Consider the following 21,806-nt stretch of genomic DNA (forward strand, 5'->3'; position numbering starts at 1 on the left):
CAGAGCGGGGCGACTATGCCGCAAACTGCCCTCGACTGTCCAGTTGCCTGCAATAGCCAGCACGATGAGCGATAATCGCGAGAAATTTGTGACTGGGCGCACGATGTCGGTCACTGCAAGGATTTTTACAGGCCTTTCTCGGTTATAGACCCTGTTGGCGATTCGCGCTGGCGATCCGCTGCGCGAAATCAGCGGCGTTTATCTCGCCAATTACCCTGGAGCCCTCTACTTCGCTGCCGTTGCCGGCAAACAGCATCAACGCCGGCGGCCCGAAAAGCCGGTAGCGATCGAGGAGGGCGCGTTGCTCGGCATTGCTGTCAGTGAGGTCGAGCCGGACAAGCCGGTACCCGTTGAGCAGGCTCTGCACTTGCGGATCGGTGAGCACCTGATGCTCGATCACCTTGCAGCTGATGCACCAGTCGGCGTACCAGTCGAGCAGCAGCGGTTGGTTGGCCGCCTTGGCGTCGGCGAAGGCCGCCTGCAATTGGGCGTCGCTGGTCACGGTCTGCCAGGCCCCGGCCTGTCCGGCGCTGGCCGAGGCCGAGGCTGTCTGTGCACCGGTCAACGGCTGGAATGGATCGCTGTGGCCGCTCCAGGCGCCGTACCAGCAGGCCAGCCCGTAGAACACCGCCAACAGTCCAAGCACCTGGCCGAGCCGCTGAGCGGTGGTTTTCGGGGCGAACTCCAGCGCTCCGAGAAACACCCCGACGCCGACCGTCAGCAGGCCCAGCATCAGCAAGGTCACCGGACCCGGCAGCACGCGGCTGAGCAGGCCGACCGCCAGGGCCAGCAGCAGCACGCCGATGGCGTTTTTCACCGTGACCAGCCATGGCCCGCTGCGGGGCAGCACGGCGGCGCCGCCGGTGGCGACCAGCAACAGCGGCGCGCCCATGCCCAGGCCCAGCGCCAGCAACTTCAAGGCGCCGCCCCAGGCATCACCACTGGCGCTGATATAGAGGAGGGCACCAGCCAGGGGCGCTGACACGCACGGCGACACCAGCAGGCTGGAGACCACCCCCAGCACGGCGGCGCCCCACAGCGAGCCGCCCTTGGCGTTGCCGGCCAGGCGATCGAGGCGGCTGCTCAAGGCCTGCGGCAGCTTGAGTTCGAACAGGCCGAACATGGCCAGGGCGAACACCACGAAGAACAGCGCGAAGGGCACCAGCACCGCTGGTGATTGCAGGCGTGCCTGCAGGTTCATCTGCGCGCCGAACAGTCCCATGAGGGCGCCCAGCGCCGCGAAGCACAGGGCCATCGGCAGCACGTAGGCCAGTGAAAGACTCAAGCCGCGCCAGCCGCCGACCGAGCCGCGCAACACCACCCCGGAGAGGATCGGCAGCATCGGCAGCACGCAAGGGGTGAATGTCAGCCCGATACCGGCGAGGAAGAACAGCGCCAGGTCGCGCCAGCCCGTGGCGGCGGGGGTGTTGCCGGGCGGCGCGGCGGCGCCACTGCCCGCGATGTCCAGGCGCAAGGTTTCCGGGGGGTAGCACAGGCCCTTGTCGGCGCAGCCCTGGTAGGTCACCGCCAGGGTGAAAGGCCGCGAATCGCCCGGCGGGCGCGGCAGGTCGACGTCAAGGATGCCGTGGTACACCTCGACGTCGCCGAAGTACTCGTCCTGCTTCTTCTCGCCGGCCGGCAGCTGCGCCGTGCCCAGTTGGATATCCGCAGGCTGGGCATGGAACTGGAAGCGGTGGCGGTACAGGTAATAGCCTTCGGCGGCGACGAAACGCAAACGCACATGCTGCGCAGTGCTCTCGACCACGCTCAGCTGGAAGGCTTCGTGCACGGGGAGGAAGTCGCTGCTGTTATTGAGTGCGCCGCCAAGGGTGGCGTTGGGCCGGCTGTCGAGCAGGCTGGCGGCACCCACTGGCAGGGCCAGCAGCAATAACAGAAGACAGAGCAGGCGGCGCATAAGGATCTCGCGGGCGTATGAAGCCTCGCATCATAGCCCAGCGGGTCCCGAGGGCGCAGGGGGGTGGGCGTTACCTTTCATTTCGGTGGCGCGGCAAGGACAGCCCGAGGGCGTTGCCTGCTCGCGCATCCTTGCGCTCAATCCGCCAGCTGAATCCGGTTGCGCCCCGCGCCCTTGGCCAGATACAAGGCGGCGTCGGCCCGCGAGGCCATGTTCAGGCCATCGAAGACGGTGTTGAGCTGCGCCACGCCGGCACTGAAGGTGCAGGTGAAATCCTGGGGTTGTGCCGGGTAGTTGATCTCGGCGAAGCGCTCGCGAATCTCGTCCAGTACCAGCCTGGCGGCCTCCAGGTCGGTGTCCGGCATGACGATGGCGAATTCTTCGCCACCATAGCGGCCAATGAAATCGGTCTTGCGCAGGCGCTGCTTGAGGAACAGCGACAGGCTCTTGATCACCCGGTCGCCCATGGGGTGGCCATGGCCGTCGTTGACCTGCTTGAAGTGGTCGATGTCGAGCATGGCGAAGCATAGCGGCTTGTCTTCGCGGCGCGCGCGGAAACTGCAATCCTCCAGCAGTTGCAGGATATGCGTGTGGTTGTACAGCCCGGTGAGGCTGTCGCGGACCATCCGCGACTTGAGGTTGCGCGCCCGCGCGGCGCGGTTGCGCACGGTGGTGATCAGGTGGCGCGAGCGGATCGGCTTGGTGAGGAAGTCGTCACCGCCCTCGCTCATGGCGTCCAGCTGCTTGTCCAGGTCGTCTTCGGCGGAAAGGTAGATGATCGGCACGCTGACATAGCGATCATTGTGGCGGATGACCTTGGCCAGTTCCGTGCCGGTGCAGCCGGGCATGTACATGTCGAGGATGATCAGGTCGGGCTGGAAATCCGCCAGTTCGGCCATGGCCTGGATCGGGTCGGTGAGACTGCGGGTGACGATCCCGGCGCTGTTGAGCAGGCGCTCGGTGTGCATCGCCTGGGCCCGCGAATCGTCGATGACCAGCACGCGGAACGGCTCGTAATGGGCGACACAGGTGAGGATCTCGATCTTTTCCAGCAGGCTGGAAGCCTCCAGGGTGCCGCTGAGAAACTCCTGGCCGCCGGCGCGCACGGCGGCCAGGCGGGTTGGCGTGTCGGTTTCGTGGAGGCTGAAGAACAGCAGCGGCAGCTTGTGCTCCAGGCCTTCCTGGGCCTGCTCGGCCAGCCGCAGACCGACCCCGCTGCCGGCAAAATCCACGTCCATGACGATGGCCGCAGGATGACGTTCGGCCATGGAGGCCTGAAAGGCGCTGGCCGATTCCATGGCCTGGGCGCTGAGCCCGAAGAACTCCAGCTGGGTGCTCAGCCGCTCGGCCCGGTCGAAGTCCTGCAAGGCGATGTAGATCGGCTTGCGCAAGGGCGGCAGCAGGGTCTGGTCGAGCTCGTCGCCATGGCGCAGGCCGGTGCGTGACAGGCGATGCATCAGGCGGTTGAGCTCGTTGATCGATTCGCTGGTCAGGCGGTTGTGGTTGTCCTGCACTTTTTGCAGCGTCTCGCCGATGCTGCGGGCCAGCAGTACATGTTCCGGCTGTTCGAAGCGTTCGGCGAAGCGCTGCAGGCGCAGGTTGGCTTCGCCGAACTCGGCCAGGTCCACGGCTGACCATTCGCTGCGGTGCAGGCGCTGCCAGATCTCCAGGATCTGTCGGGCCTGGTGGATCACGCGCTGGGCGAAATGATGCTTGAGACGCTGACGGCTGGGGTCTTCTGGCTCGGTCATGGTGGGCTACTGAGAAAGAAACTGAAGGGGTGCTTCAGTGGTGGCCCCATGCTATCACCTCTTCGTGAATAACCGAATGTCTGGCGCCAGAAAACTGCGCTCAACGGTCGTGCAACATGATGACCGGTTGGTCAAATAGGATTGCCTGCCGGCTTGTTCTATAGTGCGTTGCCTGAACGCACCATGTGCGAGGGCTGCGGTCCAACCGTTGAATTCTGAGATAGACAAGGGACATAGCCATGCTGGACTGGAAGAACCGCACGGGCAAGACCGACGGCGCGACAGGGCGCAAGCCTGACGTGGAGACTGCCCCGAGTGGCACGAGCACTCGTTCGCGTGGTTACCTGGGCGGGCTGGTACTGAGCCGCGGATTGCTGTCGCTGATCGCCATCTACCTGCTGGTGACCGGCGGCCTGGGCTGGTACTGGAGCGAGGAGCCCGCGCTGTTTCCGGTGCAGCAGGACGCGCAGATGTCGGCCGAGCGCGACGGCAAGAAAATGGTCGTGGGCTACACCACGGTGCAAACCCTGAAGACCGTTGCCGGCACCCTGCTCGACAAGCCCGGTGGCTATATTTCCAACGACCGTTTCCCGCCAGGCCTGTGGATGGACAACATGCCCAGCTGGGAATATGGCGTGCTGGTCCAGGTACGCGACATGACCCGCGCGCTGCGCAAGGACTTCGCCCGCTCGCAGTCGCAGTCGGCCGAAGACGGCGACCTGGCCAAGGCCGAACCGCTGTTCAACTTCGACAACCGCAGCTGGGTGCTGCCGTCCAGCGAATCGCAGTACCAGGACGGCATCAACGCGTTGACCCGCTACCAGAACCGCCTGGCCGACCCGGCGCAGAACAACGCCCTGTTCTATGCCCGCGCCGACAACCTGAACAACTGGCTGGGCGACGTCGGTACGCGCCTGGGCTCGCTGTCCCAGCGCCTCTCGGCCAGCGTTGGCCGGGTCAAGCTGAACGCCTCGCTGAAGACCGAAGCGGTGGTGCCAGGCCAGGCGCCGCAGGTCGACGAAGAAGTGGTGGAAACCCCGTGGATGCAGATCGACAACGTCTTCTATGAAGCACGGGGTCAGGCCTGGGCGCTGTCCCACCTGCTGCGCGCGGTGGAAGTCGATTTCGCCGACGTGCTGGCCAAGAAGAACGCCACGGTCAGCGTGCGCCAGATCATCCGCGAGCTGGAAGCTTCGCAGGAGCCGGTCTGGAGCCCGATGATCCTCAATGGTAGCGGCTTCGGCATCCTGGCCAACCATTCGCTGGTCATGGCCAACTATATTTCCCGCGCCAACGCCGCCGTCATCGACCTGCGTCAGCTGCTGTCGCAGGGATGATGCCTGGCAACCCAAAGGAGGCCGCGCACCGCGCCGCCTCCGACGCCGAATCCATCGCCTGGGTCGACGAAGACGACACTCTGCTCGGTGCGCTGCCACGTGGCGAACTGCGTGAGCGCGGCCTGATCGGGCGCGGCACCTTCATTCTGTTGTTCAACTCGGCCGGCGAGCTGTGCGTGCACCGGCGCACCCTGAGCAAGGCGCTGTATCCCGGCTACTGGGACGTGGCGGCGGGCGGCATGGTCCAGGCCGACGAGAGCTACGAGCTGTCGGCGGCGCGCGAGCTGGAAGAGGAGCTGGGTGTGGCAGGCGTCGAGCTGGTCGCCCACGAGCGTTTCTACTTCGACCAACCTGGCAACCGGCTCTGGTGCGCGGTGTTTTCTGCGGTGTGGGACGGCCCCCTGTGCCTGCAGCCAGAAGAGGTGCTGGAGGCGCGGTTCATGCCCGTCGCCGAAGCCTTGCGGCGCAGCCAGAGCGAGCCCTACTGCCCTGATTCGCTGATGGCGCTCAAGCACGTGCTCAGCCCATGAAACTGCCCCTGGGCGGGGTACACAGCGCAGTTTTTTGCCGTTAAACTGCGCGGCCTATTCATCCTCCACAAAGGATCGCCGGTGGCCAAGAAAGCCGCATCCTTCGCCGCGCTCGGCGGCCTGGTCTTTTCCACGGACTCGGGCCGGCATTGCCCTGACTGCCGTCAGCCGATCGACGCCTGCACCTGCAAAAGCACTGCGATCCCGGAAGGGGATGGAATCGCTCGTGTGCGTCGAGAAAGCAAGGGCCGTGGCGGCAAGACGGTGACCACCATCACCGGGGTGCCCTTGCCGGCCGAAGCGCTCAAGGAGCTGGCCAGTACCCTCAAGCGCCGCTGCGGTACGGGGGGCGCCTTGAAGGACGGGGTGATCGAGATCCAGGGCGAGCATGTCGAGTTGCTGCTGGCCGAGTTGATCAAGCTCGGCTACAAGGCGAAAAAGTCCGGCGGCTGAGGCCGCAGCGCCCCGACGTTCTAAACTTGGCGCGCCCGGCAGGGTCGAACCTGCACAGACACATCAATCGTCATCTTCATTTTCCAGACTGCCCGGACCCTGCCAGCGCATCGCCTGCAGGGCCCGCATTATCCGAATTTTCATAGGGGACCTCGATGTCCGTACGACGCACACGCAAAGACGATGGCAGCCAATGGACCGTGGCCGACAGCCGCAGTGTTTATGGCATTCGCCATTGGGGCGCTGGCTATTTCGCGATCAATGAAGCCGGGCGTGTCGAAGTGCGTCCCAACGGCCCGGGCAGCGCGCCGATCGACCTTTACGAACAGGTCGACGAGCTGCGCAAGAGTGGCCTGTCGCTGCCGTTGCTGGTGCGCTTTCCCGACATCCTGCAAGACCGCGTGCGCCAGCTGACCGGTGCCTTCGACGCCAACATCGAGCGCCTGGAGTACCAGAGCCAGTACACCGCGCTGTACCCGATCAAGGTCAACCAGCAGGAAGCGGTGGTGGAGAACATCATCGCCACGCAGAACGTTTCCATCGGCCTGGAAGCCGGTTCCAAGCCCGAGCTGCTGGCGGTGCTGGCCCTGGCGCCGAAGGGCGGCACTATAGTCTGCAACGGCTACAAGGACCGCGAATTCATTCGCCTGGCGCTGATCGGCCAGAAGCTGGGGCACAACGTCTTCATCGTCATCGAGAAAGAATCGGAAGTGGCGCTGGTGATCGAGGAGGCGGCCGAGCTCAAGGTCAAGCCACAGGTCGGCCTGCGCGTGCGTCTGTCGTCGCTGGCTTCGAGCAAGTGGGCCGACACCGGGGGCGAGAAGTCCAAGTTCGGCCTGTCGGCCGCGCAGCTGATCTCGGTGGTCGAGCGCTTTCGCACTGCCGGCCTGGACCAGGGCATCCGCCTGCTGCACTTTCACATGGGTTCGCAGATCGCCAACCTGGCCGACTACCAGCACGGCTTCAAAGAGGCCATCCGTTACTACGGCGAGCTGCGTGCGCTGGGCCTGCCGGTGGACCACATCGATGTCGGCGGCGGCCTGGGCGTCGACTATGACGGCACCCACTCGCGCAACGCCAGCTCGATCAACTACGACATGGATGACTACGCCGGCGTCGTGGTCGGCATGCTCAAGGAGTTCTGCAACGCTCAGGGGCTGCCGCACCCGCACATCTTCTCGGAGAGCGGCCGCTCGCTGACCGCACACCACGCCATGCTGGTGGTGCAGGTCACCGACGTCGAGCGCCACAATGACGACGTGCCGCAGATCGACGACAAGGAAAGCCTGCCCGAGACCGTGCAGTGGCTGGCCGACCTGCTGGGCCCCACCGACATCGAAATGGTCACCGAGACCTACTGGCGTGCCACGCACTACATGAGCGACGTGGCCACCCAGTACGCCGACGGCAAGATCACCCTGGCCCAGAAGGCCTTGGCCGAGCAGTGCTACTTCGCCGTGTGCCGACGCCTGCACAACTCGCTCAAGGCACGCCAGCGCTCGCACCGCATGGTGCTCGATGAGCTCAACGACAAGTTGGCCGACAAATACATCTGCAACTTCTCGGTGTTCCAGAGCCTGCCCGACACCTGGGCCATCGGCCAGGTGCTGCCGATCCTGCCGCTGCATCGCCTGGACGAAGAGCCACTGCGCCGCGCCGTGCTGCAGGACCTGACCTGCGACTCCGACGGCAAGATCAAGCAGTACGTCGACGAGCAGAGTATCGAGACCAGCCTGCCGGTGCATTCGCTGAACGAAGGTGAGGACTACCTGCTGGGGATCTTCCTGGTGGGCGCCTACCAGGAAATTCTCGGCGACATGCACAACCTGTTCGGTGACACCGACTCGGTGAACATCTACCAGAACCCCAACGGCAGCGTGTACCACGCCGGCATCGAGACCCACGACACCATCGAGGACATGCTGCGCTACGTGCACCTGTCGCCCGAAGAGCTGATGACCCACTATCGTGACAAGGTCGCCAGCGCTTCGATCAGCACCCGTGAACGTACCCAGTACCTGGACGCGCTGCGTCTGGGCCTGACCCGTTCCTCGTACCTGTCGTAAGCCGATGCGGGCGCTGCGGCGGGTCATCGGCCTGGGGCTGATGGTCATGCTGGCAGGCTGCTCACGGCTGGGCCTGATCGACTGGTTGACCCCCGACCGCGGCTACCACTTGGTAGCCGGCATCGATTATGGCCAGGGGCCGCGCCAGCAGCTGGACCTGTACCAGCCTTCCACACCACTGCCGGCGCACCCGGTGGTGGTGTTTTTCTATGGCGGCAGCTGGAACAGCGGCCAGCGCGGCGACTACCGCTTCGTCGCCCAGGCACTGGCCAGCCGCGGCATCCTGGTAGCGGTCGCCGACTACCGGCTGTATCCGCAGGTGCGCTACCCGGCGTTTCTCGATGACAACGCGCAGGCGGTGGCCTGGGTCTACCGGCATGTCGCCGAGTATGGCGGCAACCCGCAGCGGTTGTTCCTGATGGGCCACAGCTCCGGCGCCTACAACGCAGCGATGCTGGCACTGGACCCGGCGCGGCTGGCGGCGGTTGGCCTCTCCCCAGCCATCATCAAGGGTTGGATTGGCCTGGCCGGTCCTTATGATTTTCTGCCTGTGGAAGACAAGGAAGTGCGCCCGGTGTTCTTCTATCCGGATTCACCGGTCGATTCGCAGCCGATCAACCATGTGCAAGCCGGGGCACCGCCGGCCCTGCTGCTGGCGGCCAACAGCGACAGCTTCGTCAACCCGGTGCGCAACACCGGCGGCCTGGCGCGGCGCCTGCGCGAAGTCGGCGTGCCGGTGCGGGTGCGCTACTTCGATCACCTCAACCACGCCACCCTGGTCGGCGCCATGGCTTGGCCACTGGCCTGGCTGGCGCCGGTGCGCGATGAGGTGGTGGGGTTTGTCAGTCAGTAGCGCCCAGCCACGCATCGCGTCGTCGCAAGCGCCAGCCGATCAGCCCCAGGGTCACGGCGCGCAGCGCCATGAACAGCAGAAAGCTCACCCATAGCCCATGATTGCCCAAGCCCATGCTCAACCAGGCCACGGGCAGGATGATCGCCACACTGACCAGCATGCCGTTGCGCATCTCGCGGGCGCGGGTGGCGCCGATGAACAGGCCGTCGAGCAGGTAACTCCACACGGCCACCAGCGGCAGCAGCGCCAGGTACGGCAGGTAGACGTAGGCCGTCTCGCGCACGCTGGCGATATCGGTCTGCAGGTCGATGAACAGATGGCCGCCCAACAGGAACAGCAGGGCGAAGGCCAAGCTGGCCAGCAGCGACCAGCCACAGGCAACCACCAGCGATCGGCGCAGGCCATCACGGTCGCGTGCGCCGATCGCGTGGCCGCACAGTGCCTCCACCGCATGGGCCAGGCCGTCCAGTGCCTGCGCAGTGAGCATCAGGCCGTTGAGCAGCAGGGCGTTGGCCGCCACCGTGGCGTCGCCGAGCCGCGCGCCTTGCACAGTGATCAGGAAAAACACACCCTGCAAGGCCAGGCTGCGAATGAAGATGTCGCGATTGACTGCCAGCAACGGCCGCCAGTTGTGCCAGCGGCGCAAGGCCGCCCAGGCGACCTGGCCGGGGTAGCGGCGCAGTGCTGGGCGGGTCAGCATCAGACCCAGCAACACCCCGGCCCATTCGGCCACCACCGAAGCGCGCGCCGAGCCCAGCACGCCCCAGTCCAGCCCCAGCACAAACCACAGGTTGAGGACGATGTTCAGCAGGTTGGTGGCCAGCAGAATGGCCAGCGGCGCCCGGGCGTTCTGGGTACCGAGAAACCAGCCGATCAGAGCGAAAGTGCCCAGGGCCGCCGGCAGCCCCAGCAGGCGGGTGTTGAAGAAGTCGCGGGTGGTTTGCGCCAGGTCCGCCGAGGGTTGCATCAGGCTCAGGGCGAAGTGGCTGAAGGGCAGCCCGACCAGTCCCAGCAGCAGCGAGAACAGCAGCGCCAGCATCAGCCCCTGGGCCAGCACCTGGCGCAGTCCGGCGCCGTCGTTGCGCCCCGAGGCCAGGGCGGCGAAGCCGGTGGCGCCCATGCGCAGGAAACCCATGGCCCAGGCCAGCAGCGAATAGAGGCTGCCGCCTACGGCTACGGCGCCCAGCTGGTGGGCGTGGGGCAGGTGGCCGATCACCGCACTGTCGACCAATGCCACCAGCGGTACGGAAATATTCGAGAGAATCATGGGCGCAGCCAGCGCCCAGACCTTGCGGTGAGTGGCACGGTGGCGCCAGTCGGCCAGCAGTTGCGACATCGAGAAGGCCTTAGCGAATGATCCAGCTCAGCAGCCACAGGCCCAGCAAGGCCCAGATGATGCCGCTGATGATGGCCGCGCGCATGAACGCGCGCACCGCCGAATAGAGAAATACCAGGCCCACTACCAGGCCGATGATGCTGATCAGCGAGGTGTCCATGCCCAAGGTGCGTGACAGGCCCTCGACGAAGTTGCCTCCGGCGTGGCCGAGCAAGTTGAACAGCCAGCCCAGGCTGTCGACCACAAAGCGAATGACCGCGCCCAGCGCCTGGCCGAGCCACTCGAAAAAGCCATCTACTTGCATGCGTGTTTCCTGTCGGTCTGAAGGCAGTCTCTGGTGATCAGAGCAGCGCCGAATTCGAGTCTTGGGCCATTGCCCGCGGTCGGGAGTTCCCTGCTGGACCCGACCAACGGCGGCACGACTGAATAGTAGGGGCTAACGGCCTACTGAAGCCAGAACAACGACAGGACAAAACCTGCCAGCAGGAACGGCGAGAAGGGCGGATTGATGCTAGTGGCCGGCTCCAATGGGTGCAGCAGGCGGCGCGTGCGCGGCTTGAGCCGAGCCCAGATGCGCGGGCCGATCAAGGCCCATATGACCAGGGTGAGGATGGCGCCGACGAAGGTACCCAGCAGGTGCATGCGGTCGCTGGCCAGGGCCAGCCCGGCCAGCAGCTTGACGTCGCTGGCGTCCAGGCGGCCGGACAGGTAGCCGGGGAAGGTCAGCAGCATCGACAGGGCCAGCGCGTAGCCGCCCTCGCTGACGCTGGCGCCCAGCCAGGTGTGGCCGGTACTGAACAGCACCAGCAAGGCCAGCGCCGCGCCGCCCAGGGTCAGGCTGTTGGTGATGCGCCGCTGGCGGATGTCCTGCTCGGCGCAGAGGGTGAACCAGATGACCAATATCAGGTTTTGCATCGTTAGACGTCCCTTGTGTCTGCCGACGTGTCGAAGCGATCACTCGCTGCCTGCTCGCTTCTGTCAGGGTAGACGCGATCTGGCCAAGGGTGTTCCGCTGGCGACAAAATGCTGCCGCAGCGGGCAGCTTTTCATGCCCAACGGCAATCCGTCAGTGCGGCGGGTAGCTGGAAAGCACCTCGGCCACGGATTTGCGGATGGTGTCGCTGCGCTGCTGCGGGCCGGCATCGCCGCTGTTGTCGATGTGCTCGGCACTGGCCCGCCACACCAGCTTGCCGTCGCGGCCGTCGAGCAGGTCGATCTGCACCGTGGCCACTTTGTAGTCGATGGTGCGCGTCTCGGTATAGATCGGCGCGCCCCAGCCGCCGCCCCAGTAGCCACCCCACAGCGGGGGCTGGCTGACGATCTGCTGCTGGCGGTTGTCTACGATCCACCACGTCTGCACATCGAGGTCGGCCTTGCTGCCCGCCGGGGCGGGACGCAGGCCGCGCTGGTCGAGCTGCTCGCTGACCGCCTGGCGGATGCGCTGCTCGGTCAGGTCGCTGCGGATGCGCGGGTCATCGGGCCGGTATTGCAGCACCGGGTCCTTGAAGGCCCAGGTACGATAGCCGGCGAAGTCGCGGCTGGCGTCATAGTCGGCCACCGGTCGGTAGGCCTGGCAGGCCCCGAGCAGCAGGCTCAGGGACAGCGTCAGGGCGATTCGAGCGGGCAGGGTCATGGCAGTTCTCCTTGCTAGGCAGCTTCACAACGGGACCGCCCGCCTCAGGCGGGAGGGTAGGCACTCAGGGCTTTGGCCACGGCCTGGCGCAGGGCATCGGCGCGCTGGCTCTCGCTGCCGTCGCTGCTGGTTTCGGCGGCGGCCCGCCATACTGGCTGGCCGCTGACGCCGTCGAACAGGTGGATGTCGATCACCATGACATTGACCACATAGGTGCGCACCACCGGCGGCCGATAATAGTTGCCGTACGGGCCATAGCCGGGGCCGCCGTAGTAGCCGTCGTCCTGCACCTGGCGCACGCGCTGCTCCATGCGCACGTCGGCGGCGACCCGCAGATCGGCCGGCTGGCCATTGCGCGCGGGGCGCAGGCCACGCTGGTCAAGGCCCTGGCTGACCGAGTCGGCAACCTGTGCCGGGTCGGCCAGCGGCGTGCCGATGGGCAGGCGGTCGTTGAACCAGGCCCAATTGCGGTAGTGGGCGAAGTCCCGTGGCGCCGGCGGGTAGGCGCTGGCATCGAAGGTTTGCGCGGCCTGTGCCGGGGCCGGCGGCAGCGGATTGGAGCTGGCGACATAGGGATTGGGGCTCTGGCAGGCGGCCAGGCCCAGGGTCAGCAGAACAAGTGAAGCGAAACGGCAGTACATGTTGGACTCCACGGCGGCAGGCCGCTCAGACAGGTCGGCAGATCCAGTGCAAATAACGCCCCAGGCCGGCGAACGCCGGGTGGCGGCGGTGGGCAAGCTCCATTTCGATCAGGTCCGCGACGTCGCAGCGGGCCTGGAATTCGGCCGGCATGTAGTCGTGGAACACCCGCACCCCGCTCTGGCTTTCGACTTGCCAGTGGCCGTCGAGTTGCGCCGCCAGCTCGCGCGGGTCAAGTGGCGTCTGCGGGGTGAGGCTCTGCTTCTCGCCGGCCAGGTCATTGGTGCGCAGCTTGCGCAGATGCCCCTTGAGCAGGTTGCGATAGACCAGCGCGTCACGGTTGTAGAACGCCAATGACAGCCAGCCGCCAGGCGCTGTCAGCTGGCGCAGCACGGGGAAGATGGCGAACGGCTCGGCCAGCCACTCGAGCACGGCATGGCACAGCACCAGGTCGTAGGGTTGGTGCGATTGCGCCGGCAGCTCCTGCCAGCTGGCATGGATGAACGTGGCACTCAGCCCGGCACTGGCGAAGCGCTCGCGGGCGCCGTCGAGCATCGGCTGGGCCGGCTCGGCCAGGGTTACCTGATGGCCTTGCTGGGCCAGCCACAAGGCCATGTGGCCCAGCCCGGCACCGATGTCCAGCACGCGCAGTGGCCGCTGTGGCAGACACTCGCGCAGGTCGGCCTGGAGCACCGCGAGACGGATGGCGCCCTTGTTGCCGCCATAGATTTTCGCCGCAAAGCGCGTGGCCAGCTCGTCGAAATGGCGATCCTTCATTTGGCGAAACGCCGTTCGCTGTCGGCCAGTTTCGCCCGCACCACTTCATCCATGTTCAGGCCCAGCTCGCTGCACAGCAGCAGCAGGTACAACACCACGTCGCCGATTTCCTGGCCGGCATGGGCCAGGTGCTCGGGCGGCAGCTGGCGCGACTGGTCTTCGCTGAGCCATTGGAAAATTTCCACCAGCTCGGCCATCTCCACGCTGGCGGCCATGGCCAGATTCTTCGGGCTGTGAAAGCCGCGCCAGTCGTTGCTGTCGCGAATGCGGTGCAGGCGTTGGGTCAATGCTTCTATATTCATGGGGCTCGCTCCTCGAGCCCATAGCTTCGCGGTGCCGTGTGGCCAATGCAAGTGAATGGCGTGCGCCGTTCAGTTTTGCAGCAGCACACTGGACCAGGCGGCGGCGAGCAACAGCAGGGCCATGGCCCGGTTGAAGTGGCGCAAGGCCCTGGGCGAGCGCAGCACCCGCGCTGAACCGGCGCCCAGCAGCGCCCAGCAGATCAGGCAGGGCACCGATACGGCGAAGAACAGCCCGGCGAGCAGGGCGATCCGCTGCGCCGGGTGGGCAGCGCCGTTGCTGAACACGCCAAGCACCGCCAGCGCCATCATCCAGGTCTTCGGATTGACCAGCTGCAGGCCGGCGGCGCCGAGCAACCCCAGGCGCGGCGCGCCTTGGCTGGCGGTGGCATCCAGGGCCGGCGCGCGATACAGCCCCCAGGCCAGCCAGCTGAGCCAGAGCACCCCGGCCCAGGCCATGGCCACCTGCACCTGCGGCCATTGCAGCAGCAACTGGCCCAGGCCCGTACCAACCACCAGCACCAGCCCGGCGGCCCCGGCGCAGGCGCCCAGCACGATCGGCAGCGCTGCCGCCAGGCCGTAGCGCGCGCTGTTGCTCAGCACCAGCAGGTTGGTCGGGCCAGGGGTGATGGAGGCGACGAAAGCGAACAGTATGAAGGGCAGCATGGCAGCACCGAGCGTCAGACTTGAAGAGGACTCAGGGTGGCGCAGGGCCCGGCGCTAGTCTGGAAGGTTTGTGCAGCGCTTGCGGTAGGCGGCGGGCGTCAGGCCGTAGGCGCGCATGAACCAGCGGCCCAGGTGGCTCTGATCGGCAAAGCCCAGGTCGCTGGCGACCTCGGCGGGCTGCGCGCCGCCGGCCAGCAGGCGGCGCGCGCGGGCCAGGCGCAGCTGGATCAGATAGGCATGGGGCGGCAGGCCGAACGCCGCGCGAAAGGCCCGGGTCAGGCGGAACCGATCGACCCCGCAGGCATTGGCCAACTCATTCAGGCCCAGGTCTTCATGGACATGCGCGTGCAGATAGTCCCGTGCCCGCAAGGCCACCTGGGGCAAGCGTGGGTCGGCCTCGGCGCGCAGGCGCCAGTGCAGTTGCCGGGTCAGCTGTTCGAGCAGGTGGTCCAGCGCGGTCTGGCGGACGATGCGCAGCTCGCTGCCGCGCAGCGCAGTGAAGGCCGCAGCGATGGCCTGCATCAGGCGCGGGTCATCGATCAGGGTCTGGGCGAAACTCAACTGGGCATTGGCCGGCGCCTGCTCGAACCACTCGCTCAGTTCGCGCTGCAGCCAGGCCGGGTCCAGGTACAGCATGCGGTAGGTGAAACCGTCGGCGCTGGGCGCCTGGCCGTCGTGCAGCTCGCCGGGTTCGAGTAGAAAGATCTGGCCCGGCGTGCTGTCGTGCCGGGTGCGCCGGCAGTTGAACTGCTGCACACCCTGCTCGGTGAAGCCGACCAGGTAGCTGTCATGAAAGTGCGGGTCTTAGGCGTGGCCTTCGAAATGCGCGCGCAGGGTCTCGATGCCGGTGTCGTGATCCTGTGCCAGATCGATCCAGTTGCCTGCTTTCATCGCGTTCCTCCCAGGCCACAAGGGTGAACCACGTGCCAAGCCGGCGTCTAGACGATTTGTGCAGCCGTCAATGCAATGGCCGCCATTGCCCGACCAGATGCGTCAAGCCGCCGTCGCCCTCGACCGCAAAGCGCCCGCTGGCGCCAGCGGCGCTGGCATTGAGCAGCAGTTCGCAGGGCAGACGCACCGGCTTGTCGAACTGCACGGCGATCTCCACGTTGGCCACCGGCAGCGACTCGCGCAGCGCCGCCAGCGCGCGCGCCGCTGTCCACATGCCGTGGGCGATGGCACAGGGAAAGCCGAACATCCGCGCACTGGTGGCGCTCAGGTGGATCGGGTTGTAGTCCCCGGAGACCCGCGCATAACGCCGACCGGTATCGGCCTCAGCGGTCCAGCGGGCCACCTCGGTCAGTGGCAACTCGCCCGTGACCGGTGGGTTGGCCAGCGCCGGTTGCCCGGCGATGTGCACGTCGCGGCAAAGCAGGGTGCTGGTCTCTTCCCACAGTGGCCCCAGCGGGTCCTGCACCTCGGTGACGAGGTCGAAGGTGGTGCCCTTTTCATGGGGCGCGAGATGAGCGACGTGCACGCTGACCTGCACCCCGCTGATGCCGCCCAGCGGGCGCTGGATACGGATCACGTTGCGCAGGTGCACCAGCCCCAGCAGCGGGAACGGGAAGTCCTTGGCGGTGAGCAATTGCATCTGCATCGCAAACGCCAGCACATGGGGATAGGTTGCCGGCAGCAGGCTGCCCTCGCCAAAGCCGCAGGCCTGGCGATAGGCGGCGAGTTTTTCCGGGTCCGGGCGCAGCCAGCAGCGCAGGGCGCGCTCGGGTAATTGCTCGCCGCTGACCTTGCGCTTGAGCGCGGCACGGGCATACAGGCCGGTCAGGGGGGCGGGGTGTTCGAGGGTCTGCCATTGCCGTGACATGGTTCAGGCCCCCAGCAGGCTTTGGCCGCAGACGCGCAGCACCTGGCCATTGATCGCGCCGCTGCCGGGCTGGGCCAGCCAGGCTACGGTTTCAGCGACATCCTGGGGCAGGCCACCCTGGCCCAGGGAGCTCAGGCGACGGCCGGCTTCGCGCAGGGCGAAGGGCATCTGTGCCGTCATCTGCGTCTCGATAAAACCGGGCGCCACGGCGTTGATGCTGGCGCCGCGCTCGGCCATTCGCGGGGCCCAGGCCTGCGCCAGGCCGATCAGCCCAGCCTTGCTGGCGGCGTAGTTGCTCTGCCCGCGGTTGCCGGCGATGGCGCTGGTGGACGACAGCAGGATGACTCGGCCATGGTCATGCAGGGTACCGCTGTCGAACAGGCTTTCGGTCAGCCGCGCCGGTGCCTGCAAGTTGACCGCCAGCACGCTGTCCCACTGTTCCTGGCTCATGTTCACCAGGCTTTGGTCGCGGGTGATGCCGGCGTTGTGCACGACGATGTCGATGCCGCCTGGCAGCGCCGCGATCAGCCCGGCGCCGGCATCCGCCGCGCAGATGTCCAGGTCGAGGGTGTGGCCGTTGAGGCGGGCGGCGAGGGCGGCCAGCTCGGTCTGCGCCGCCGGCACGTCCAGCAGGTACACCTCGGCGCCGTCACGGGCCAGGGTTTCGGCGATGGCCGCGCCGATGCCGCGGGCGGCTCCGGTGACCAGCGCCTTGCGCCCGGCCAGCGGTCGGGCCCAGTCACTGACCTGCTGGGTGCAGGGCCCCAGGTGCAGGACCTGGCCGCTGACGTAGACACTTTTGGGCGACAGCAGAAAACGCAGGAGTCCCTCAAGCTGGTGCTCGGCCCCTGGCTCCACATACACCAGCTGCAGGGTGCCGCCGTTGCGCAACTCCTTGGCCAGCGAGCGACTGAAGCCTTCCAGGGCGCGCTGCGCTACCTGAACCGCCGGCGCCTGGTCGGCGCGCACCGGGCGGCCGAGGATCACAATATGGGCGCTGGCTTGCAGGTGCTTGAGTACGGGAGCGAAAAAGTCGCGCAGCTGGCCCAGCGCCGCCATCTCAACGATTTCGCTGGCATCGAAGACCAGCGCCTTGAGTGGCGTCGGCGCCTGGCCCTGCCAGGTCGGCAGGCTGGTGCCGGCGTTGGCCAGGCTCAAGGGTTGGTCGCTCAGGCGCCCGGCGAATTCGGCGATGCGCCCGCTCAGCGCCCCGCCGCCCAGCAGCAGGGCCCCTTCAATGACCCGTTGTCGGCCTGCCCGCCAGCGTTCCAGGCGCGCCGGAGTCGGCAGCCCGACTGCCCCGGCAAGGCGCCGGCCGATCCCGGAATTGGCGAAGTCGATATAGGGATCGGACATGCAACGCACTCCACTTGATTGGGCTCCCACAATGGACCACACCCGGCAAGCAGTCGTTCGCCGGGCTTTGCCCGGGGTTTGCACTGGCCAGCGCCGCGAATCGGTGGCGCAGACCTGGTTCATCCCCCCGTATCGAGCAGGAGCGCCGGCGGTCAGGGCTTGACGGCGATCATCGAGCGCTGACGGCTGCCGCAGGCGGGGCGTTGACGGCGCTGCGCTGGTCATGGGCATAGCTTTCAGCCATCACCGAGCACACCACGAGCTGCAGCGGATGGTAGATCATGATCGGCAGCAGAATCAGCCCCAGCCCGGGGTTCGCCCCGAAGATCAGCGCCGCCATCGGCGCCCCGGCCGCCAGGGACTTCTTGCTGGCGCAGAACACCGCAGCCACCTTGTCGGCATGATTGAAGTGCAGGGCACGGGCGGTGCGGGTGGTCAGGGTGAGGATCAGCGCGAGCAGGATGGCGGTACCGACGAAGGCGGTGACGATCACCGACAACCCCTGTTTCTGCCACATGCCCGAGACCATGGAGTTGCAGAACGCCGAATACACCAGCAGCAGGATTACCAGCTTGTCCATGATGTTGGTGTAACGCTTGTGCCGGCCGAAGAACTTGCCCAGCAGCGGACGTACCAGCTGGCCAAGCACCAGCGGCAGCAGGAGCATGGCGCAGAGGTCGAGCAGCGTGGAGCCCAGGTCGATGCCGCCGGCGCCGGAGCCGACCACCAGGCTGACCAGCCAGGGGGTGATGAAGATGCCGACCACGCTGGACAGGCTGGCATTGAGGATCGCCGCTGGTACATTGCCGCCGGCGCTGCCAGTCAGGGCCACCGAGGAGGAAATGGTCGAGGGCAGCGCGCAGAGGTAGAAGAAGCCGAGCATCAGCAGCGCCGGCACGTGAGAGCCCAGCAGCTTGTCGCACACCAGCCAGATCAGCGGGAACACCACGAAGGTGAAGCCCTGCACCATCAGATGCAGGCGCCAATTCTTCAGGCCGTGGCTGATCTGCTCGCTGGACAGGTTGACCCCGTGCAGGAAGAACACCAGGAACACGCCGACGTTGATCACGACCTCGGCGTGCATCGGCCCACCGCTGGCGCCGTAGCTGGGCAGGAAATACGCCAGCAGCGTAGCCAGCAGCATGCCGCAGAGGAACCAGTCGGTGACCACGCGCTTGAGGTGTTTTAAAGCGTGCATGAGAAGCACCCGCGAAAAGATTTGTCATGATTGAGGCCACAGCCTAACGTAGACCGTCTCCTGCCGTCTCGCGATACAAGGCCAACATATGCCGACTAACGGACAACATCAGCTGCAGCGGCAGATCCCCGAGCTGTCGAGCCTGCCGCGCGCGCTCTACGCCCGCGCCGAAAGCCTCAGCGCCGGCAGTTGGACGCCACCGCATCAACATGCCTGGGTACAGTTTTCCTATGCCATCAGCGGGGTGCTCGGCGTACACACCGCCGAAGGCAGTTTCTTCGCACCGCCGCAGTGGGGCGTGTGGATACCGGCAGGGGTCGAGCACGAAGTGGTGACTTCGACCCGCGCGGAAATGCGCAGCCTTTATGTGCATTGCGAGGCCGTGCAATGGGCCCCGCCGCGCTGCCGGGTGCTGGAGGTGACGCCGCTGGCGCGTGAGCTGATCAAGAGTTTTTGCCAGCTGCCAGTGGAGTACCCGCAAGGCGACTGCGCCGAAGCGCGCCTGGTGCAGGTGCTGCTGGATCAACTGGGGCAGCTGCCGGAGGTAGCATTCTCCCTGCCCTTGCCGCGCCATCCGCGTCTGCTGGCACTGTGCGGCGAACTTGTCGAGCGCCCCGACTCTGCCGCGACCCTCGCCGACTGGGCTTTACGCCTGGCCACCTCGGAGAAGACCCTGATGCGCCTGTTCCAGCGCGAGACTGGCTTGAGCTTTCGCAGTTGGCGCCAGCGCATGCGCCTGCTGTCGGCGCTGGGCGCCCTGGAGCATGGCCAGAGCGTCACGGCCACGGCGCTCGGCTGCGGCTATGACTCGACGTCGGCCTTCATCGCCGCGTTCAAGACACTGTTCGGCGCAACGCCGGGGGATCTTTTCAGGCGTGAGGGTCATGTCCTACAAGGTTGATCGATCTTTGTAGGACGCGCTGGAGGCGCTGTCTTATTCAACCCAGTCGTGTGCATCCGTAGCGTGAACTGGCTTTACGCCAATTCATTGCATGGGGCAATAAATGACTGATTACAAAAGTAAAAGAATCAATGGGCTGAATCGCTGCCGGCTCGCGCTGGCTGTCGGCCTGGCAGGGTGCATGGTGGCGCCGGCAATGGCAAAGACGCTGCTGCCGGGCGAGGTGGCCAGCGTGTGGGCGGGTGAGCCGGCGCAGGACTGGTTTCTTATGTCAGATGCGCAACTGACCCTCGAAACAGGCGCCAGCAGCCACGATATTTTCGCCATGGGCGGTTCCCGGGTGATCGTCAAGAGCGCGGATGTGCAATCGCAAAGCCCGCGCGCGGCGCTCAGCCTGGTCAACAGCACGGCACTTGTCACCGACTCGCGTATCGTCAGCGACACTCTTGGCCTGTCGGTATCCCGCAACTGGAGCGATGGCGACGATATGGCTAGTGCCATATTGGTCAATAGCACCGTGCAGGGTGGCCGGGCAGGAATGTCCATGGATTCCAGTCAAGTGCTCGCGTACGGCTCCAGGATCGAGGGAGGGGCAGTCGGCGTCGAAATGGCCGATGGGCGCCTGACCCTGGCCGACGGCACGCGTGTGAGCGGCGATACCGGCGTGGAGATGAAAGCGGCCTGGTTCTTCGGTGACAGCATCGGTAACCACCTGGTGCTCAACAGCGCCCACGTCGAGGGCCGCAGTGGCAGCGCAATCGTGGTCAAGGCCGATAATCTCGGCGAGCCCACCGAGGCCAACATCATTCTGCGCAATGGCTCGACCCTGACCGCCAGCAATGGCGTGCTGGTGGACGTCGAAGCCGGAGCCGATGTCGGGCTCGAGGTTTCTGCCAGTCATCTGACCGGGGAGCTGATCAATCTCAACCGCCTCGCCCTGAGTGACAACGCCAGTTGGACCATGACCCGCGATGCCGCGGTCGGCGCGCTGACGATGGACCGCGGTACGGTGAATCTGGGTGGCGGCGATGGCGACTTTCGCCAACTGACCCTGGACCGCCTGGAAGGCAATGGCCAGTTCAACATGGGCGTCGACCTGGCGGCACTGCAGGGCGACCTGCTCAAGGTCAACGGCACGGCCAACGGCGATTTCCGTCTGAAGATCGCCAACACCGGTCGTGAGCCCGAGGCGGGCGCGAGCGGGCTGACAGTGGTGCAGACCGGCGGCGGCACTGGCCATTTCGACGTGGTCGGCGGTCAGGTCGACGCCGGTGCCTTCGCTTATGTGCTGCAACGCGAGGGCGATGACTGGGCGCTGGTGCAGAAGGTCGACCGCCAGGGCCGCCGCGCCTTGTCGGCGTCCTCGCAGTCGGTGTTGGGTCTGTACAACGCCGCGCCGGTGGTCTGGAGCGGCGAGCTGACCGGCCTGCGCAGCCGCTTCGACGAACTGCGGCGTACCCCGGCCGCCACCGGTTTGTGGTTGCGCGCGCAAGGCGCCAAGTACGAAGTCGGCCACACCGATCTGCGCACCTATGACATGCGCCAGAGCGGCTTCACCCTGGGCTCGGACCTGGCGTTGAGCCAGGAGCTGACCGTCGGCCTGCTGGCCGGCAGCAGCAAGGCCGACCTGGACTTCTCCCGCGGCACCCGTGGCAGCATCGACAGCGTGTTCGTCGGTGCCTACGCCGGCTGGACCGAGGCCAGCGGCCTGTACGTCGATGCGCTGGTCAAGGCCAACCGGTTCAGCAACCGCGCCGACGTGCTGATGAGCGACGGGGTCAAGGCCCGTGGCAAATACAACGACTTCGGCCTCGGCGGCTCGCTGGAATTGGGCAAGCGCCTGACCCTGGGCGAGGGCTGGTACCTCAAGCCGTACGCCCAGCTGACAGCGCTGTCGGTGCAGGGCCAGGGCTACCGGCTGGACAATGGCCTGACCGCCGACAGCAACGCGGCGCGCTCGCTCAACGGCCGCCTGGGCAGCCAGTTCGGCCGCACCCTGGCCATGGCTGGCGGCGGTACCTTGCAGCCGTACCTGAAGCTGGCCGCAGCGCGTGAGTTCGCCGATGGCAACCAGGCACGGATCAATGGCCAGACCTTCGATAACAGCCTCAAGGGCAACAGCATCGAACTGGGGACGGGCTTCACCGCGCAGCTGAGCGAGGCCTGGCAGATGAACGCCGAGTTCGATTACGCCACCGGCCATCGGGTCGACCAGCCCTATGGCGTGAGTGCGGGGTTGCGTTACGCGTTCTGATTGCCCAGCCAGCTTCTGCGGCC

General features: G+C 66.2%; 20 protein-coding genes and 1 pseudogene. 7 read left to right on the top strand and 14 right to left on the bottom strand.

Going from position 1 to position 21,806, the window contains the following annotated elements:
* Positions 1-142: 142 nt before the first annotated feature.
* Entirely contained in the window at positions 143-1,915 is a 1,773-nt protein-coding gene (locus SFA35_RS03650) for a protein-disulfide reductase DsbD (RefSeq protein ID WP_320575297.1), read from the bottom strand.
* A gap of 137 nt (positions 1,916-2,052) precedes the next feature.
* Entirely contained in the window at positions 2,053-3,666 is a 1,614-nt protein-coding gene (locus SFA35_RS03655) for a PleD family two-component system response regulator (RefSeq protein ID WP_320575299.1), read from the bottom strand.
* 239 nt (positions 3,667-3,905) lie between these two features.
* On the opposite strand from SFA35_RS03655, the gene SFA35_RS03660 reads away from it, so the two are divergent.
* The 5 genes from SFA35_RS03660 to SFA35_RS03680 all read left to right on the top strand — a co-directional run bounded on the left by SFA35_RS03660 (position 3,906) and on the right by SFA35_RS03680 (position 8,905).
* A complete protein-coding gene (locus SFA35_RS03660; RefSeq protein ID WP_320575301.1) occupies positions 3,906-5,003 on the top strand; it encodes a DUF2333 family protein in 1,098 nt (365 codons plus the stop codon).
* Positions 5,003-5,533 carry an NUDIX hydrolase gene (locus SFA35_RS03665; RefSeq protein WP_320575303.1) on the top strand — a complete coding sequence of 177 codons (531 nt, stop codon included), beginning with the start codon at positions 5,003-5,005 and terminating at the stop codon, positions 5,531-5,533. Before SFA35_RS03660 ends, SFA35_RS03665 begins: the two co-directional genes overlap by 1 nt.
* 81 nt (positions 5,534-5,614) lie before the next feature.
* Positions 5,615-5,986: a translation initiation factor Sui1 gene (locus tag SFA35_RS03670; RefSeq protein WP_320575305.1), complete on the top strand. Its 372-nt coding sequence runs from the start codon at positions 5,615-5,617 to the stop codon at positions 5,984-5,986.
* Between the two features lie 155 nt (positions 5,987-6,141).
* On the top strand, positions 6,142-8,052 hold the full coding sequence (speA, locus tag SFA35_RS03675) for an arginine decarboxylase (protein ID WP_320575307.1): 1,911 nt from the start codon (positions 6,142-6,144) through the stop codon (positions 8,050-8,052).
* 4 nt (positions 8,053-8,056) lie between these two features.
* The gene (locus SFA35_RS03680) at positions 8,057-8,905 is read left to right on the top strand and encodes an alpha/beta hydrolase (protein WP_320575309.1); all 849 of its coding nucleotides are present in this window, start codon (positions 8,057-8,059) and stop codon (positions 8,903-8,905) included.
* Here the strand turns inward: SFA35_RS03680 and SFA35_RS03685 are convergent.
* The 12 genes and pseudogenes from SFA35_RS03685 to SFA35_RS03740 form a co-directional block, all read right to left on the bottom strand.
* Complete coding sequence (locus SFA35_RS03685; protein WP_320575311.1) at positions 8,895-10,241, bottom strand: MATE family efflux transporter; 1,347 nt, start codon at positions 10,239-10,241, stop codon at positions 8,895-8,897. The two genes, SFA35_RS03680 and SFA35_RS03685, sit on opposite strands and share 11 nt — an antisense overlap.
* A 10-nt stretch (positions 10,242-10,251) precedes the next feature.
* Positions 10,252-10,545 (bottom strand): hypothetical protein, encoded by a 294-nt coding sequence (locus SFA35_RS03690; protein ID WP_320575313.1) that lies wholly within the window; start codon positions 10,543-10,545, stop codon positions 10,252-10,254.
* A gap of 140 nt (positions 10,546-10,685) precedes the next feature.
* The gene (locus SFA35_RS03695) at positions 10,686-11,156 is read right to left on the bottom strand and encodes a prepilin peptidase (RefSeq protein WP_320575315.1); all 471 of its coding nucleotides are present in this window, start codon (positions 11,154-11,156) and stop codon (positions 10,686-10,688) included.
* Positions 11,157-11,307: 151 nt separating this feature from the next.
* Positions 11,308-11,874: a DUF4136 domain-containing protein gene (locus tag SFA35_RS03700; protein ID WP_320575317.1), complete on the bottom strand. Its 567-nt coding sequence runs from the start codon at positions 11,872-11,874 to the stop codon at positions 11,308-11,310.
* A 44-nt stretch (positions 11,875-11,918) separates the two neighbouring features.
* A complete protein-coding gene (locus SFA35_RS03705) occupies positions 11,919-12,515 on the bottom strand; it encodes a DUF4136 domain-containing protein (RefSeq protein WP_320575319.1) in 597 nt (198 codons plus the stop codon).
* Between the two features lie 25 nt (positions 12,516-12,540).
* A complete protein-coding gene (locus SFA35_RS03710; RefSeq protein WP_320575324.1) occupies positions 12,541-13,290 on the bottom strand; it encodes a methyltransferase domain-containing protein in 750 nt (249 codons plus the stop codon).
* Complete coding sequence (locus SFA35_RS03715; protein WP_320575326.1) at positions 13,287-13,592, bottom strand: MazG-like family protein; 306 nt, start codon at positions 13,590-13,592, stop codon at positions 13,287-13,289. Before SFA35_RS03715 ends, SFA35_RS03710 begins: the two co-directional genes overlap by 4 nt.
* 69 nt (positions 13,593-13,661) lie before the next feature.
* Positions 13,662-14,255: a LysE family translocator gene (locus SFA35_RS03720; RefSeq protein WP_320575328.1), complete on the bottom strand. Its 594-nt coding sequence runs from the start codon at positions 14,253-14,255 to the stop codon at positions 13,662-13,664.
* A gap of 54 nt (positions 14,256-14,309) precedes the next feature.
* Positions 14,310-15,146 (bottom strand): annotated as a pseudogene (locus tag SFA35_RS03725) (AraC family ligand binding domain-containing protein).
* 67 nt (positions 15,147-15,213) lie between these two features.
* Positions 15,214-16,074 carry a MaoC/PaaZ C-terminal domain-containing protein gene (locus SFA35_RS03730; protein ID WP_320575330.1) on the bottom strand — a complete coding sequence of 287 codons (861 nt, stop codon included), beginning with the start codon at positions 16,072-16,074 and terminating at the stop codon, positions 15,214-15,216.
* A gap of 3 nt (positions 16,075-16,077) precedes the next feature.
* Positions 16,078-17,430 (bottom strand): 3-oxoacyl-ACP reductase, encoded by a 1,353-nt coding sequence (locus tag SFA35_RS03735; RefSeq protein ID WP_320575332.1) that lies wholly within the window; start codon positions 17,428-17,430, stop codon positions 16,078-16,080.
* A 169-nt stretch (positions 17,431-17,599) separates the two neighbouring features.
* Positions 17,600-18,628 carry a bile acid:sodium symporter family protein gene (locus tag SFA35_RS03740; protein WP_320575334.1) on the bottom strand — a complete coding sequence of 343 codons (1,029 nt, stop codon included), beginning with the start codon at positions 18,626-18,628 and terminating at the stop codon, positions 17,600-17,602.
* An 88-nt stretch (positions 18,629-18,716) separates the two neighbouring features.
* Here SFA35_RS03740 and SFA35_RS03745 point away from each other — a divergent pair, with 88 nt between their 5' ends.
* Positions 18,717-19,529 carry a helix-turn-helix transcriptional regulator gene (locus tag SFA35_RS03745; RefSeq protein WP_320575336.1) on the top strand — a complete coding sequence of 271 codons (813 nt, stop codon included), beginning with the start codon at positions 18,717-18,719 and terminating at the stop codon, positions 19,527-19,529.
* 196 nt (positions 19,530-19,725) lie between these two features.
* Entirely contained in the window at positions 19,726-21,783 is a 2,058-nt protein-coding gene (locus tag SFA35_RS03750) for an autotransporter outer membrane beta-barrel domain-containing protein (RefSeq protein ID WP_320575338.1), read from the top strand.
* Positions 21,784-21,806 lie beyond the last annotated feature (23 nt).

Origin of the sequence: Pseudomonas sp. HR96, from assembly GCF_034059295.1 — a bacterium.
Classification (GTDB): Bacteria; Pseudomonadota; Gammaproteobacteria; order Pseudomonadales; family Pseudomonadaceae; genus Aquipseudomonas.